This window comes from Pseudomonas sp. P1_F7, from assembly GCF_056405655.1.
The window spans coordinates 433,754-448,003 of record NZ_JBFUBR010000005.1 but is presented as its reverse complement, the minus strand read 5'-3'; the positions used below and the strand labels follow the sequence as shown (position 1 = coordinate 448,003).

13 protein-coding genes are annotated in these 14,250 nt (G+C 60.4%); 9 read left to right on the top strand and 4 right to left on the bottom strand.

Annotated elements, in window-relative coordinates; translation table 11 throughout:
- The first annotated feature begins 58 nt into the window (after nucleotides 1-58).
- Entirely contained in the window at nucleotides 59-625 is a 567-nt protein-coding gene (nudE, locus tag AC1D1M_RS10445) for an ADP compounds hydrolase NudE (RefSeq protein ID WP_477775567.1), read from the top strand.
- Nucleotides 622-1,449, top strand: a complete 828-nt coding sequence (gene cysQ, locus AC1D1M_RS10440) for a 3'(2'),5'-bisphosphate nucleotidase CysQ (protein ID WP_477775566.1) — start codon at nucleotides 622-624, stop codon at nucleotides 1,447-1,449. Before nudE ends, cysQ begins: the two co-directional genes overlap by 4 nt.
- A 139-nt stretch (nucleotides 1,450-1,588) precedes the next feature.
- Here cysQ and AC1D1M_RS10435 read toward each other — a convergent pair whose 3' ends face one another.
- The 4 genes from AC1D1M_RS10435 to rfbC all read right to left on the bottom strand — a co-directional run bounded on the left by AC1D1M_RS10435 (nucleotide 1,589) and on the right by rfbC (nucleotide 5,923).
- Nucleotides 1,589-2,044, bottom strand: coding sequence for a YiiD C-terminal domain-containing protein (locus tag AC1D1M_RS10435; RefSeq protein ID WP_008003181.1), 456 nt, complete (start codon nucleotides 2,042-2,044; stop codon nucleotides 1,589-1,591).
- 40 nt (nucleotides 2,045-2,084) lie between these two features.
- Nucleotides 2,085-3,479 carry a sigma-54-dependent transcriptional regulator gene (locus tag AC1D1M_RS10430; RefSeq protein ID WP_477775565.1) on the bottom strand — a complete coding sequence of 465 codons (1,395 nt, stop codon included), beginning with the start codon at nucleotides 3,477-3,479 and terminating at the stop codon, nucleotides 2,085-2,087.
- Nucleotides 3,476-5,284 carry a sensor histidine kinase gene (locus AC1D1M_RS10425; protein WP_477775564.1) on the bottom strand — a complete coding sequence of 603 codons (1,809 nt, stop codon included), beginning with the start codon at nucleotides 5,282-5,284 and terminating at the stop codon, nucleotides 3,476-3,478. Before AC1D1M_RS10425 ends, AC1D1M_RS10430 begins: the two co-directional genes overlap by 4 nt.
- A gap of 93 nt (nucleotides 5,285-5,377) precedes the next feature.
- Entirely contained in the window at nucleotides 5,378-5,923 is a 546-nt protein-coding gene (gene rfbC / locus AC1D1M_RS10420; RefSeq protein WP_477775563.1) for a dTDP-4-dehydrorhamnose 3,5-epimerase, read from the bottom strand.
- 185 nt (nucleotides 5,924-6,108) lie between these two features.
- Here rfbC and AC1D1M_RS10415 point away from each other — a divergent pair, with 185 nt between their 5' ends.
- From AC1D1M_RS10415 to AC1D1M_RS10385, 7 genes are all read left to right on the top strand, one after another.
- Complete coding sequence (locus AC1D1M_RS10415) at nucleotides 6,109-9,021, top strand: aminotransferase (RefSeq protein WP_477775562.1); 2,913 nt, start codon at nucleotides 6,109-6,111, stop codon at nucleotides 9,019-9,021.
- A gap of 275 nt (nucleotides 9,022-9,296) precedes the next feature.
- Entirely contained in the window at nucleotides 9,297-10,403 is a 1,107-nt protein-coding gene (gene aguA / locus AC1D1M_RS10410) for an agmatine deiminase (protein ID WP_477775561.1), read from the top strand.
- 243 nt (nucleotides 10,404-10,646) lie between these two features.
- Complete coding sequence (locus AC1D1M_RS10405; RefSeq protein WP_477775560.1) at nucleotides 10,647-10,859, top strand: hypothetical protein; 213 nt, start codon at nucleotides 10,647-10,649, stop codon at nucleotides 10,857-10,859.
- A 307-nt stretch (nucleotides 10,860-11,166) separates the two neighbouring features.
- Nucleotides 11,167-11,838, top strand: a complete 672-nt coding sequence (locus AC1D1M_RS10400; RefSeq protein ID WP_477775559.1) for a DsbA family protein — start codon at nucleotides 11,167-11,169, stop codon at nucleotides 11,836-11,838.
- A 261-nt stretch (nucleotides 11,839-12,099) separates the two neighbouring features.
- Complete coding sequence (locus AC1D1M_RS10395; RefSeq protein WP_477775558.1) at nucleotides 12,100-13,386, top strand: OprD family porin; 1,287 nt, start codon at nucleotides 12,100-12,102, stop codon at nucleotides 13,384-13,386.
- A gap of 163 nt (nucleotides 13,387-13,549) precedes the next feature.
- Nucleotides 13,550-13,864: a hypothetical protein gene (locus tag AC1D1M_RS10390; RefSeq protein ID WP_477775557.1), complete on the top strand. Its 315-nt coding sequence runs from the start codon at nucleotides 13,550-13,552 to the stop codon at nucleotides 13,862-13,864.
- A complete protein-coding gene (locus tag AC1D1M_RS10385; RefSeq protein WP_150672292.1) occupies nucleotides 13,864-14,154 on the top strand; it encodes a helix-turn-helix domain-containing protein in 291 nt (96 codons plus the stop codon). The genes AC1D1M_RS10390 and AC1D1M_RS10385 overlap by 1 nt, the downstream gene beginning before the upstream one ends.
- The last annotated feature ends 96 nt before the right edge of the window (nucleotides 14,155-14,250 follow it).

The following is a 14,250-nucleotide window of genomic DNA, read 5'->3' as shown; positions in this document are numbered from 1 at the left end:
GGCGTAAACAATCGGGAAAGCCGCGTTATAGTAGCGCGTTCACGCCAAGGAGCTTTGCATGCGCCAGAAACCCACCATACTCGCCCGCGAAATTGTCGCCACCAGTCGATTGTTCTGCGTGGAGGAGATGAAGCTGCGCTTTTCCAACGGCGTGGAGCGCACGTATGAACGCCTGGTTGGCAAAGGGGCCGGGTACGGCGCGGTAATGATCGTGGCGATGCTCGATGCCGAGCATGCGGTGCTGGTCGAGGAGTATTGCGGCGGCACGGATGAGTATGAAATGTCGTTGCCCAAGGGGTTGATCGAGCCGGGTGAAGACGTGCTGGCGGCGGCCGAGCGTGAGCTCAAGGAAGAGGCCGGTTTCGGCGCGCGGCAACTGGAGCACCTGACCGAGTTGTCGCTGTCCCCCGGTTACATGAGCCAGAAGATTCAAGTGGTGCTGGCCACCGACCTCTACGAAGAGCGCCTGGAGGGCGACGAGCCAGAGCCAATGCGGGTGGACAAGGTCAATCTGCGTGAACTCTCGGCGCTGGCGCAAAACCCGCAATTTACCGAAGGCCGTGCCTTGGCGGCGCTGTACCTGGCCCGAGACCTGTTGACTCAGCGCGGAGCGTTCCAGCCATGAATTTCCCGCATCCGTTGATGGCACCGGTCATCGAGCTGGCCTTGCAGGCTGGCGACGCGATCCTGCCGTTCTGGCGCACAGGCACGGCCGTCACGGCGAAGGCTGATGATTCGCCAGTAACCGCTGCCGACCTGGCCGCGCACCACCTGATTCTGGCCGGGCTGACGGCGCTCGATCCGGGCATTCCGGTGCTGTCTGAGGAAGACGCCAACATTCCGCAAAGCGTGCGTGCCGGATGGCAGCGTTGGTGGCTGGTCGATCCGTTGGATGGCACCAAGGAGTTCATCAACGGCAGCGAAGAGTTCACCGTCAACATCGCTCTGATCGAAAATGGTCGGGTGGTTTTCGGTGTGGTGTCGATGCCGACCAACGGTCGTTTCTATGTCGGTGGCGCCGGCCTCGGTGCCTGGCGTGGCGATAAAGGTGGCACGCCGGTGGCGATCAAGGTGCGTGATGCATTAGCGCCAGGCGAGTCGTTCACCGTGGTGGCCAGCCGTCGCCATTCGAGCCCGGAGCAGGAGCGTTTGCTGGCCGGGCTGAGCGCCAGCCTTGGCGAACTGCAACTGGCCAATATCGGCAGTTCGTTGAAGTTTTGCCTGCTGGCCGAAGGGGCGGCGGATTGCTATCCGCGCCTGGCACCGACTTCGCAGTGGGACACGGCGGCGGCGCAAGGTGTGCTGGAAGGCGCGGGTGGTGAGGTGCTGGAGTTGAGTGGTGAGCCGTTCAGCTATCCGGCGCGGGAGTCGCTGTTGAACGCATTCTTTCTGGCGCTGCCGGCGAAGGCGGCCTGGCGGGAGAAGCTGCTGGAATTGGCACGCGCATAAGATCGTTCCCACGCGCTGATGCAAATCTTTGTGGGAGCGAGCTTGCTCGCGATGGCAGTGTGTCAGGCAACTACAATGTTGGCTTTGACGACCCCATCGCGAGCAAGCTCGCTCCCACAGGTTTTGCGGTCGTCCTGGTTTAGCGGTGCAACACATACTGCCCGACAAACCTCACCGCATCCTCATCACGGCCTTCATTGACGACCCGCGTATGCAGCGTCAACCGCGCTCGGCTGTACCGCTGGAACGTGGTCAAAAACTTCTTCCAGATCACCGGGTCCGGTGCCTGGCAAATGGCGTTGGCATCGCCCGTCACCGGCAGCGGATAGCTGATCTGCCCTTCCTGAATCACGATGTGCCCGTCGGTAATGCCTTCTTCCTTGAGGCGCAAATGCAGCCAGCCCCAACCGGCCAGGACCGCGCCGCAATACAGGCTGCCGCCGAACATGGTGCTCTTGTGGTTGACGTTGGCTTCCAGCGGCAAGTGCAGGCGCAGTTGCTGGTCATGCCAGTCGAGCACTTTGAGGCCCATGTCCCGGGTGAGGGGAATGTCGTGATGGAGGACTGATTCCAGTTGTCGACTGTCGCGGCTCATTCAGGGGCCTCTTGCTTGAAGTGGATGATTGGACGGTAGCTCAGTCGAGGTCGTCAGGGTGGGCCGAGGCGCCACTGTCGGCGAAACTCAGACCGTGTTTACGCAGTTTGTCATGCAGGGTCTTGCGCGGAATGCCGAGGGCTTCGGCGACGCTGCGCACGGAGCTGTGCGAGCGTGCCAGTTCGGCGGCGATGAGTGTTTTTTCGAAGTTCTCCACTTGCTCGCTCAAACCGCCGCTGACGACTTCGACCCTGGTGCCAGCGCTGCCATCCGGCGAACTGTTGTCGAGGGCCAGTTCCAGCCCGAGGGCAAAACGCTCGGCCGCATTTTGCAGCTCTCGCACGTTGCCGGGCCAAGTGTGGCGCAGCAGCAAGGCTCGTTGCCCCGGTTGCAGCTCATGGGGTGGCAAGCCGTGGCGGGCACTGGCCTCATCGGCAAAATGCTGGAACAGCATCAGCGCATCTTCGCCCCGTTCGCGCAGCGGTGGAATCCGCAGCGGTGCGACGTTCAGGCGGTAATACAAGTCGGCACGGAAACGCCCTTGATCCGCCGCCTGGCGCAGGTCTTCCTTGGTGGCGGCGATGATGCGGATGTCCAGCGGGATCAGTTGATTGCCGCCCAGGCGTTCGACCACCCGCTCTTGCAGCAAACGCAGCAATTTGACCTGCACATCCAGGCTCATGCTTTCGATTTCATCGAGGAACAGCGTGCCGCCATTGGCGAATTCGAACTTGCCGATGCGGCGTTTCTGCGCGCCGGTGAAGGCGCCGGGCTCGTGGCCGAACAGCTCGCTTTCGACCACTGATTCGGCCAGGGCACCGGCGTTGATCGCCACGAACGGACCGTTTCGACGGCTTGATAAATCGTGCAGCGCCCGGGCCACGACTTCTTTGCCAGCGCCGGTTTCGCCGAGGATCAGTACATCGGCCTTGGTCGCCGCGAGGGCACCGATCTGCTCGCGCAGGCGCAGCATCGAAGGTGAGTGGCCAACCAGCCGTGTGCTCAGCTCGTTGCGGTCGCTCAAGGCCAGCCGCAGGCTGCGGTTGTCCAGCACCAGCCGGCGCAGGGCCAATGCGCGGCGCACGCTGTCGAGCAGGGCGTCGCTGGCGAAGGGTTTTTCCAGAAAGTCATAGGCTCCGGCGCGCATGGCCTGCACGGCCAGCGGCACATCGCCGTGGCCGGTGATCAACAGCACCGGGAGCTCAGGGTCTTGGGCGTGCAGTTCGGTCAACAGTTCGAGACCGTCCATGCCGGGCATGCGGATGTCGCTGACCACCACCCCTGGCCAATCACGTTCAAGTTGCGCGGCCAGGCCCTTGGCTTCGGCCAACGGCAGGATTTTCAGGCCCGCCAGATCCAGCGTTTGGCTCAAGGCCTGGCGCAAGTGGGGATCGTCGTCGATCAACACGACCTGAATGCGGTTGTCGATGGTCATGCACTTCGGTCCTCGGACGGTTGCAGGCTCACGCCCGGTGCGCCTGCGCGCAGCTTCAGGGTAATCAGGGCGCCGCCCTCCTTGTGGTTGGCGAACGAAAGTTCACCGCCGAAGGCGCGCATCAGGGTTTCGCAAATCGCCAGCCCTAAGCCAAGGCCCTGGGTGCGGGTCTTGGTGGTGTAGAACGGCTCGCTGGCGCGCCCAAGGGCTTCCATGCAAAAGCCGGGGCCGTTGTCGCGAATGTACAGGTTGACGCCATCGGCTGTGGATTGGGCACTCAGCCAGAGTTTACGTGGCGGGCCTTTTTCCGTCAGGGCATCCAGGGCGTTGGCCAGCAGATTGCCGAGTACCTGGCGCAAGCGGGTTTCCCCGGCCTCGACCCACAGGGTGGCGGCGGGCAGATCACGGATCAGCTCGACTTCCATGCTGCGTCGACGCTTGGCCAGTAAGGCCAGGGCATCGTCCAGCGCCGGTTGCAGGGCGACGCTTTCCGGGGCATGTCGGTCGCGTCGGGCAAAGGCGCGCAAGTGAGCAATGATCGAGGCCATGCGACCGGTCAATTCGCTGATCAACTTGAGGTTGCCGCGAGCATCGTCGGTGCGCTGGTGATCGAGTAATACTTCGGCGTTTTCCGCGTAGCTGCGAATCGCTGCCAGCGGCTGATTGAGTTCGTGGCTGATGCTCGCCGACATGGTGCCCAGTGCCGACAATTTGCCGGCCTGCACCAGATCATCCTGGGCACGTACCAGCTCCTGCTGGGCCTGTTCGCGCTCCAGCACTTCCTGTTTCAGGCGCCGGTTCAGGCCTTCAAGATCGCTGGTGCGCTCGGCGACCCGACCTTCCAGTTCGCGGCGGGCCTTGGCTTCGAAAGCAATGCGCTCGAGGTAATGGCGACGGCGCTGCATCATCAGGCCAAGCAACAGCATCAACACCAGCAGCGTTGCACCGCCGATGGCCACCACCGTGCGCACCGGGCGGTCGATCAAGGTACGCGGGGCGAGGATGCTGACATTCCAGCCGGTTTCGGCGATTTGCTGGGTCTGGGTCAACCAGGCATTGGGGTTGAGCTTCAGCGGTTTGGGATCGCGGGTTGGATAGGGCTGGATCGCAGTGATGGCCTTGCTTTCTTCCTCGTTCAACGGACGGGTCGAGCGGAATCGCCACTCCGGTCGCGACGTGAGAATGACCACGCCGTTGTGGTCAGTCAGCAGCAGTTGTTCCGGGGTTTTACCCCACAGGCTTTCGGTGTGGTCGAGGTCGACCTTGACCACCAGCACGCCAACGATTTTTTCGCCGTCGCGCACGCCGGCGGCGAAGAAGTAACCGCGCTTGGCGGAGGTCGTGCCCAGGCCGAAAAAGCGCCCGAGCTTCCCGGCCATGGCTTCGCTGAAATACGGCCGGAAGGAAAAATTGCGCCCGACAAAACTGTCATGTTTGTCCCAGTTGGAGGCGGCCAGGGTCTTGCCGGTGGCGTCCATCAGGTACATGACTTCGGCACCGGTCTGGGTGGCGATGTTTTTCAGCAGGCGGTTGGCGTTGCCTTGGGTGACGCCATCGTCCGGCGCACCGAGCACGGCGCGCAATGCCGGCAGGTCGCCGAGGATCTGCGGCAACACTTCATAGCGGTGCAGGGTACCCAGCAGGTTGGCGACGTAGAGGTCGAGGGTCTGCCGATTCTGGCTGGCCAGCTCGCTGCGGTAGTAACGCTCGGCGAGATGCTCCAGCGGCCACAGCAAGGGCGCCAGGCACAGTGCCAGCAGGGCCAGGCTGCGCCAACGGGGTCTGGGGGGGAGAGTCGGTTTCATGAGCAGCATGCGCCTGTGGGTACAGGCGCATTATGCCTAGGCTTGCCCGCCTTGGGTCAGCTGCATCTTGATCGGCGAACTTCAGCCGGCCTATCAGGCAAAGACGTCGGCGTCCTTGAACAATACGCCGGCCTGATCTTTCGCCGACAGTTGCGGCGTGCCTTCCAGTTGCCAGTCGATGGCCAGGTCCGGGTCGTCCCAGCGAATGCTGCGCTCGGCCGATGGCGTGTAGTAGTCGGTTGTTTTGTAAAGGAACTCGGCAAATTCGCTCAAGACCACGAACCCGTGGGCGAAACCTTCTGGGACCCAGAGCTGGCGATGATTGGCGGCAGACAGGCGCACAGCGACCCATTTACCGAAGTGCGGTGAGCTGCGACGGATGTCTACGGCGACGTCCAGCACTTCACCCACCGTGACGCGAACCAGTTTTCCCTGGGTATTTTCCAGTTGGTAATGCAGACCGCGCAGCACGCCCTTCTGCGAACGGGAGTGATTGTCTTGCACGAATTCAGTGTCCAGTCCGGTGGCCTCTTTGAAAGCCCTGGCATTGAAGCTCTCGTAGAAGAACCCACGCTCGTCACCAAAGACCTTGGGTTCGAGGATCAGAACACCGGGCAGGTCGGTGGTCACTACATTCATGGCGTTTCTCCAGTAACAGGCGTTTGATGGCCGCCATTCTTGCGCAAATAGCTGATCGAGGCGAGTACACAGGTATAAAACGGTCCATACCGTCCTGACAAACGACCAGTGCCGGCCCCGGGGGGTTGCGTATCGCCCGAACCAGTGGCGATATAGGCGCCTAATAAAATTTCAGGGGTCGTTGTATGCCGCTCGCCACGTTGATTCATCGCGCCAGTTTGCCCAGCCCGCAGGTGTCTGCGGAGCAAGCGCTAGGGCTGCTGGAAGAGCATTACGGGTTCAGCGGCAGTTTGCAGGCCCTTGGCAGCCAGCAAGACCTGAATTATCGCGTCGATAGCGAGCAGGGACGTTTCGTCCTGAAAATCTGCCGTGGCGACTACTCGGTACTTGAGCTTCAAGCACAGCATGCCGGGCTCAGGCATTTGGGCGAGCACCCCGATGTGCATGTGCCGCGTGTTATCGCGGCGAAAAACGGTTCAGACCTGCTGTCTCTGGACGTTGGTGGCCAGGCAGTGCACGTTCGCCTGCTCGATTACATCGAAGGCCAGCCGCTGACGAGCCTCGGCTATTTCAACCCGACGGTGGTGTCCGGCTTCGGTCGCCTGTGCGGCGAAATGGACCTGGCCCTGGCGGATTTCGACCATCAGGGGCTGGTGCGAACCCTGCAATGGGACGCCCGCCATGCTCACGCCCTGATCGCGCACTTGCTGCCGGTGATCAAGGACGAAGCCCAGCGCAAACTGATCGTCGAAGCATCCGAACAAGCCGAGCGGCATTTGCAGCCACTGCAAGACAAACTGCCGGTGCAGGCCATTCACATGGACATCACCGACGACAACGTAGTGTGGCAGCGCGATGCGCAGCGCCATTGGCAGCTGCAAGGCGTGATCGATTTCGGCGATCTGGTGCGCACCTGGCGCATTACCGATCTGTCGGTGACCTGCGCCGCGCTGCTGCATCATGGCGAGGGCGATCCGTTCTGCATTTTGCCGGCAATCCAGGCGTATCACGCGGTCAACCCGTTGCAACACGAAGAACTGCTGGCGTTGTGGCCGCTGATCGTTGCCCGCGCGGCGGTGTTGGTGCTCAGCGGCGAACAGCAGGTCAGCATCGATCCGGGCAATGCCTACAGCCGCGACAACCTGGTCCATGAATGGGAAATCTTCCGTGTGGCCACGTCGGTGCCGTTGGCGCTGATGGAAGCGGCGATCCTCACCGCCGTCGGCCAGAACCTGCCCACCATCGGCAGTGAAGGCTCCGCGCCGCTGTTGCCGAGCCTGGTGGGGCGTGAGTTCGCGCTGATCGACCTGGGTGTGCTCAGTCCGCATTTCGAGGCCGGGAACTGGGAGCAGGAAGGCGTCGATCAGCGCCTGCTGGATGAAGCGGCCGCGGCACATGGCCTGGCGGCCAGTCGTTACGGGCAATACCGGTTGTCCCACACCCGCCCGGACAGCGCCGCTGAACCGGACACTTGCCCGTTGCACGTCGAGTTGCGTGTGCCTCAGGACACGGCGGTCGAAGCGCCGTTTGCAGGGGTGGTGCATCACCCATCGGTGGGTGTGTTGCAACTGGACGGCCCGCAATTGAGTGTGCGGCTTTGGGGCGTCACGCCGTCGCTGCACAGCGGCGCGGCCCTGGTCAAAGGCCAGGTACTGGGTTCGGTCAGCGGGCCATTGATCGTGCAGTTGTGCCGCGGCGCGTCGATCAATGCGCCGTTGTTCTGTACACCTTCGCGTGCGGCGGCCTGGCAAGCGTTGTGCCCATCACCTGCGGCGCTGCTGGGGCTGGCTTGTGACGCCGAAGCAGAACTCGACGGACCGACCTTGCTGGCCCGGCGCGATGCCAGCTTCGCCCGCACGCAAAAACACTACTACGTCGACCCGCCGCGCATCGAACGTGGCTGGCGCAACCATTTGATCGACATGCAGGGCCGTTCCTACCTCGACATGCTCAACAACGTCGCGGTGCTGGGCCACGGCCATCCACGCATGGCCGCCGTCGCCAGCCGCCAGTGGTCGTTGCTCAACACCAACTCGCGCTTCAACTACGCAGCCGTGGCCGAGTTCTCCGAGCGTTTGCTGAAGCTGTCCCCTGACGGCATGGACCGCGTGTTCCTGGTCAACAGCGGCAGCGAGGCCAACGACCTGGCGATTCGCCTGGCGTGGGCCTACAGCGGCGGGCGCGACATGCTCAGTGTGCTGGAGGCCTATCACGGCTGGACGGTGGGCGCGGATTCGGTGTCGACTTCGATCGCCGACAACCCCAAGGCCTTGAGCAGCCGCCCGGACTGGGTACACCCGGTGACCGCGCCAAACACCTATCGCGGTGAGTTCCGTGGCCCCGACAGCGCGCCGGATTATGTGCGTAGCGTCGAACACAACCTGGCGAAAATCGCCGAGCAGAATCGCCAATTGGCCGGTTTCATCTGCGAACCGGTGTACGGCAATGCCGGCGGTATCTCGCTGCCACCAGGTTATTTGAAACAAGTCTATGCAATGGTCCGGGCCAGGGGTGGCGTGTGTATCGCCGACGAAGTGCAAGTCGGCTACGGGCGCATGGGCGATTTCTTCTGGGGCTTCGAAGAGCAAGGCGTGGTACCGGACATCATCACCATGGCCAAGGGCATGGGTAACGGCCAGCCACTGGGCGCGGTCATTACCCGCCGGGAAATCGCCGAGGCGCTGGAGGCCGAGGGTTACTTCTTCTCGTCCGCCGGTGGCAGCCCGGTCAGTTGCCAGGTCGGCATGGCCGTGCTGGATGTGATGGAAGAAGAAAAACTCTGGGAGAACGCCCAGGTCGTTGGCGGGCACTTCAAGAAGCGCCTCGAAGCGTTGATCGATATTCATCCGTTAGTGGGAGCGGTGCATGGTTCCGGTTTCTACCTGGGCGTCGAACTGATCCGCAACCGCGAAACCCTGGAGCCGGCCACCGAAGAAACCACCGCACTGTGCGATCGCTTGCGTGAGCTGGGGATCTTCATGCAGCCGACCGGCGATTACCTGAACATCCTCAAGATCAAGCCGCCGATGGTCACTTCGCGCCAGAGCGTGGATTTCTTCGTGGACATGCTGTCGAAGGTGCTCGCAGAAGGCCTGTAAATACATCCCCCCTGTGGGAGCGAGCCTGCTCGCGATAGCGGTCTTTCAGTCGAAAAAACTGTGACTGACATGGCCTCATCGCGAGCAAGCTCGCTCCCACATGGATGGTGGTTTTAGTTCGATTGATATCGGCTTTTTATCGACTGTTTTTGTAACTGTGGATGTAAGGTGCTTTAAAAGCCGATATTTATCGGATATAAAGTGGCCAGTCCACGGCGTGTACCAATGCGCTTCCATTTCTGTCAGGCATCAATGCCACTCCGGAGTCCTGAGCCATGACCACGTTGAACAGCACCCCTCGCGCCGACGGCTTCTACATGCCAGCCGAATGGGCACCCCAAACCCAGATCTGGATGATCTGGCCCGAGCGCCCGGACAACTGGCGCCTGGGTGGCAAACCGGCACAAGCCGCGCACGTGGCAGTGGCCAAGGCCATCGCCCGTTTCGAACCGGTGACCGTGGCGGTTTCAGCCGGCCAGTACGAAAACGCCCGTGCCCGTCTGGACGTGCCGAATATTCGTGTGGTGGAAATGTCCAGTGACGACGCCTGGGTTCGCGACACCGGCCCGACCTTTGTCATCAATAACAAGGGTGAAGTCCGTGGCGTGAACTGGGACTTCAATTCGTGGGGCGGCTTTGACGGCGGCCTGTATTCGCCGTGGAACCGTGACTCGCAGGTCGGCGGCAAGATCCTCGAGATCGAGCGCAGCCCGCGCTACCGCACTGAAGGCTTCGTGCTGGAAGGCGGTTCGATTCACGTCGACGGCGAAGGCACCCTGATCACCACCGAAGAATGCCTGCTCAACCGCAATCGCAACCCGCACATGAGTCGCGCGGAAATCGAAGCGGTCCTGAGTGCGAACCTGGCTGTGGATAAAATCATCTGGCTGCCGGATGGCTTGTTCAACGACGAAACCGATGGCCATGTGGATAACTTCTGCTGCTACGTACGTCCGGGTGAAGTGCTGCTGGCCTGGACCGATGATCCGCAGGACCCGAACTACCCGCGCTGCCAGGCGGCGATGAAAGTGCTGCAAAGCAGCACCGACGCCAAGGGCCGCCCGTTCACGGTGCACAAGATGCCGATCCCGGGTCCGCTGTTTGCGACCGAGGAAGAGTGCGCCGGTGTCGATCCGGTGGACGGTACTCAGGAACGTAACCCGACAGTTCGCCTGGCCGGTTCCTACGTGAACTTCCTGATCGTCAACGGCGGCATCATCGCGCCGAGCTTTGACGACCCGCTGGATGGCCCGGCAAAGGAAATCTTGCAGAACCTGTTTCCACAGCATGAAGTGGTGATGGTGCCTGGTCGCGAACTGTTACTGGGGGGCGGCAATATTCACTGCCTTACCCAGCAACAACCCGCGCCGCACAAGGAGTGAGTGAAGCCGTAACAGCTTGAGTTGATTGCAAAATCCCTCAGGCTGTCGATCAGCCACCATTGTTGCACGGAGCCCGCGGCCCTTCAGGCCTGCGGGCTTTTTTGTATCCGCCTGGCCAAACTTCAGAAACCTTGGCACAGCTCTTGTATCTCTGCTGTCGTAACTCGGGGAGGGGAGGACTTCGATGTTCTGTCATAAACCTTGGATAAGTTAGCCGCTCACAAACCGGGAGAGAGCGCTGAAATGAACGCCGAAGTGGACGTAATGAGCGACAAGGCGTTGCATCCCCTGGCAGTAAACAGCGAATCGCTCCAGATCCTGGCGCACTGGTTCAAGTCCAATGGAATGCGTCAGATCAGTGAAACTGATCCGCGCCGGACGATGATCGAGCGTTACCCTGCTGGTTTATTCAGCGAAGCGGAACTGGATGCGTTGTGGGATGTGATGGAAGGATAAGAAGAACAACAACGGATTGAACAAGAAAAAGCGCTGCCGGGATGGCAGCGCTTTTTTTTGCGCAGATTTAGTAGACAACCCCGGTCCCTGTGGGAGCGAGCTTGCTCGCGATGGCGCCCGACCAGTCAGCATTTATATCGACTGACCCACCGCTATCGCGAGCAGGCTGACTCCCACAGGGTTTAGTGGCGCAACCATTCGACCGATTCAAGCAACAGACTGAAAGCCAATCCAGCGTTTTTCCGGGGCCGCTGCGGCACTAACCTGCCGACATCGAATTTTCCTGAATTTCTGTCGGAGCTTTCCCATGATCCTGCATTACATCTACGACCCGTTGTGCGGTTGGTGCTACGGCGCCAAACCGCTGGTGCAAGCCGCCCAGGCTGTGCTGCCCGTGATTGCCCACGGCGGCGGCATGATGACGGGTTCCAATCGGCAAAAGGTTTCGCCACAACTGCGCAGTTACGTCATACCCCATGACCGGCGTATTGCCGAATACAGCGGGCAGCCGTTCGGTGAAGCCTATTTCGAGGGTTTGCTGCGCGATCACACCGCCGTGTTCGACTCGGCTCCACCCATCGCCGCGGTGCTGGCTGCCGAGCAAATGGCAGGTCGCGGGCTGGAGTTGTTGGGGCGTTTGCAAAGTGCTCACTACGTGGAGGGGCGCCGCATCGCCGACGAATCGGTACTGTTTGAACTTGCCCACGACATGGGGCTGGACTGCGAAGCCTTCGAAAGAGCCTTCAGGGCGGCCGACACCGAAGGCCATATCAGGAACAGCCGGGCTTTTTTGGCCAAGGTGGGCGGGCAGGGCTTTCCGACCCTGGTGCTTGAGCACGATGACCAATTCACCCTGATCGATATCGGGCCATGGCTGGGCAAACCCCAGGCATTTGCGCAGTGGCTGAGTCAGTCGCTGCCGGAGCAGGACTCATCCAGTTCCGTAGCAGTCTGCGGTTTCGACGGCTGCATCGATTGAATATTCCTGCCGCGTAAAGCAATTTCTTAGACGTTCTTCGCCTATTTGTAGAAGATTCATGAAATTGACACGTCATTGAGCGCGCAGCTACGATTCGGCCCAACGCCTGTGGCCGACCGCCACGACTCAAAAACAATAAAAGGCCCGCCGCGAGAAATCGTGGGCGGGCCTTTTTGTTTTCGTCATGAAATAAGAGCGCGATAGCGCCGTTTCGGAAGTTCGACACAGCGCGTATCAACCGGAAATAAGGAAAAGAACAAAATGTTGAACAAGCGAATCAGCCTGATCGCTCTGGGGATGTTGAGTGCGACACAGGCCATGGCGAACGACCAGGCCGAATCCAAGGGTTTTGTTGAAGACAGCAGCCTCAAAGTGCTGCTGCGCAACGCCTACATGAACCGTGACTTCAAAGACGGCAACCCGGATAAATCCGAGTGGGGCCAGGCGGCCATCGGCACGTTCTCGTCCGGCTTCACCCAAGGCACCGTGGGTGTGGGTGTGGATGCTTTCGGGCTGTACGCACTGAGCCTGGAACGCAGCGAAGACCGTAGCGGCGCGCAAGGCATCGATTTCTTCAAAAAGGGCGACAGCGGCCAGCCGGCTGACGACCTGTCCAAGGGCGGCGCGGCGATCAAGTTCCGCCTGTCCAGCACTACCCTGACCTACGGCGACCAGATGCCGGCCCTGCCGGTGCTGAACTACGACAACTCGCGCCTGCTGCCGGAAAGTTACACCGGCACCTTGATCACTTCCAAAGAGATCAAAGGCCTGCAACTGGACGCCGGTCGCTTCACCGCCGAATCGCGCAAAAGCGCCGAAGGTCGTGACAGCGGTGGCTTGAAGTCGATCAACGTATTGGGCGGTAGCTACCAGTTCACCGAGCAATTCAAGGCCGCACTGTACGCTTCCGACGTCGAAGACGTGCTGAAGAAGCAGTACGTGAACGCCAACTACGTGTTCCCGATCGACAAGGATCAGTCCCTGACCCTGGACTTCAACGGCTACCGCACCAAGCTGGAAGATTCCTACGTCCGCGAAAACGGTATCACCGGCGACGACAACAAGATCTGGAGCCTGGCGGCCACCTTCATCACCGGCCCGCACTCGTTCACCCTCGCTCACCAGCGCAGCACCGGCGACAGCAACCTGGGCTACGCCTACGGCGGCTACCAGAAAGATCAAGGTCGCGTCGGCGACGGTGGCAACACCATCTACCTGGCGAACTCCTACTGGTCCGACTTCAACGCCGAAGACGAACGCAGCTGGCAAGTGGGCTACGGCCTGGACTTCAGCACCTTCGGCGTACCGGGCCTGAGCTACAACGTGGCCTACGTGCGCGGTGACAACATCACCACGTCCACCAGCGAAGGCGGCACCGAGCGCGAGATCTTCAACCAGATCAAATACGTCGTCCAAAGCGGCCCGGCCAAAGACCTCAGCGTGAAACTGCGCAGCTCGGTCCTGCGCGTGTCGCAGAAGTCGAGCGAGTACAACGTCAGCGGCAACGAAGTGCGTGTGTTTGTGGATTACCCGATCAACATCTTTTGATGATGGGGTGTGGTCTTGAGGCCTGATCACAGCTGAGAAAGAAAAACCCCGACTGGTTCGGGTTTTTTTTTGAAAAAAACGCTGAAACGAAAGACTAATTGCCCTTATCTATCCTGACACCTAGAATTCATGCTATACGCCATTGACGCATAGCAGGGACTGCATGATCTTCGTAGAAACGCCCATTTTTACCGCTGACCTTCCAAGTCATCTGGGTGATCACGAATATGGAGAATTTCAGCAGTATCTCGCCGAACATCCCGAAGCTGGCGCTTTGATCGAGGGCACTGGCGGGCTTAGAAAAATCCGCTGGGCCGCACATGGCAGGGGCAAAAGCGGTGGCGTAAGGGTGATCTACTATCACGTAACCTCTGCTTTTCAGATACGTTTGCTACTGATTTACCGGAAAGGGATTCAAGACACCCTTTCGGATAGAGAAAAAGCAGTTCTTTGTGCCATCAATAAAGGATGGAAATAATGGAAAAAAATCTCTTCGATCGTCTTGTTGAAAGCATGACGCAGATGGATGAGATCGACCGTGGTGAGCGGCAGCCATCGCGTGAATTCCATGTCGATGCTGCACAGGTCAAAAAAATTCGTCTCGCCACGGGACTTTCCCAGGCCGCGTTTGCCAAGCGAATTGATGTTCCCGTGGGAACGTTACGTAATTGGGAGCAAGGACGTCGTGATCCTGAGGGGCCGGCCCGAGCACTGTTACGAGCAATTCATAACGACCCGGAGCATGTACTTGCAGCGTTGGGGTACTAATCAGTCGATTTCAGCTCAATGATTGCGGTGTTTCCGGCCCCCGTCACAAAAAAACGCAGCCCCTCAGGCTGCGATTTTTTTTGTTGGATGCCTCAT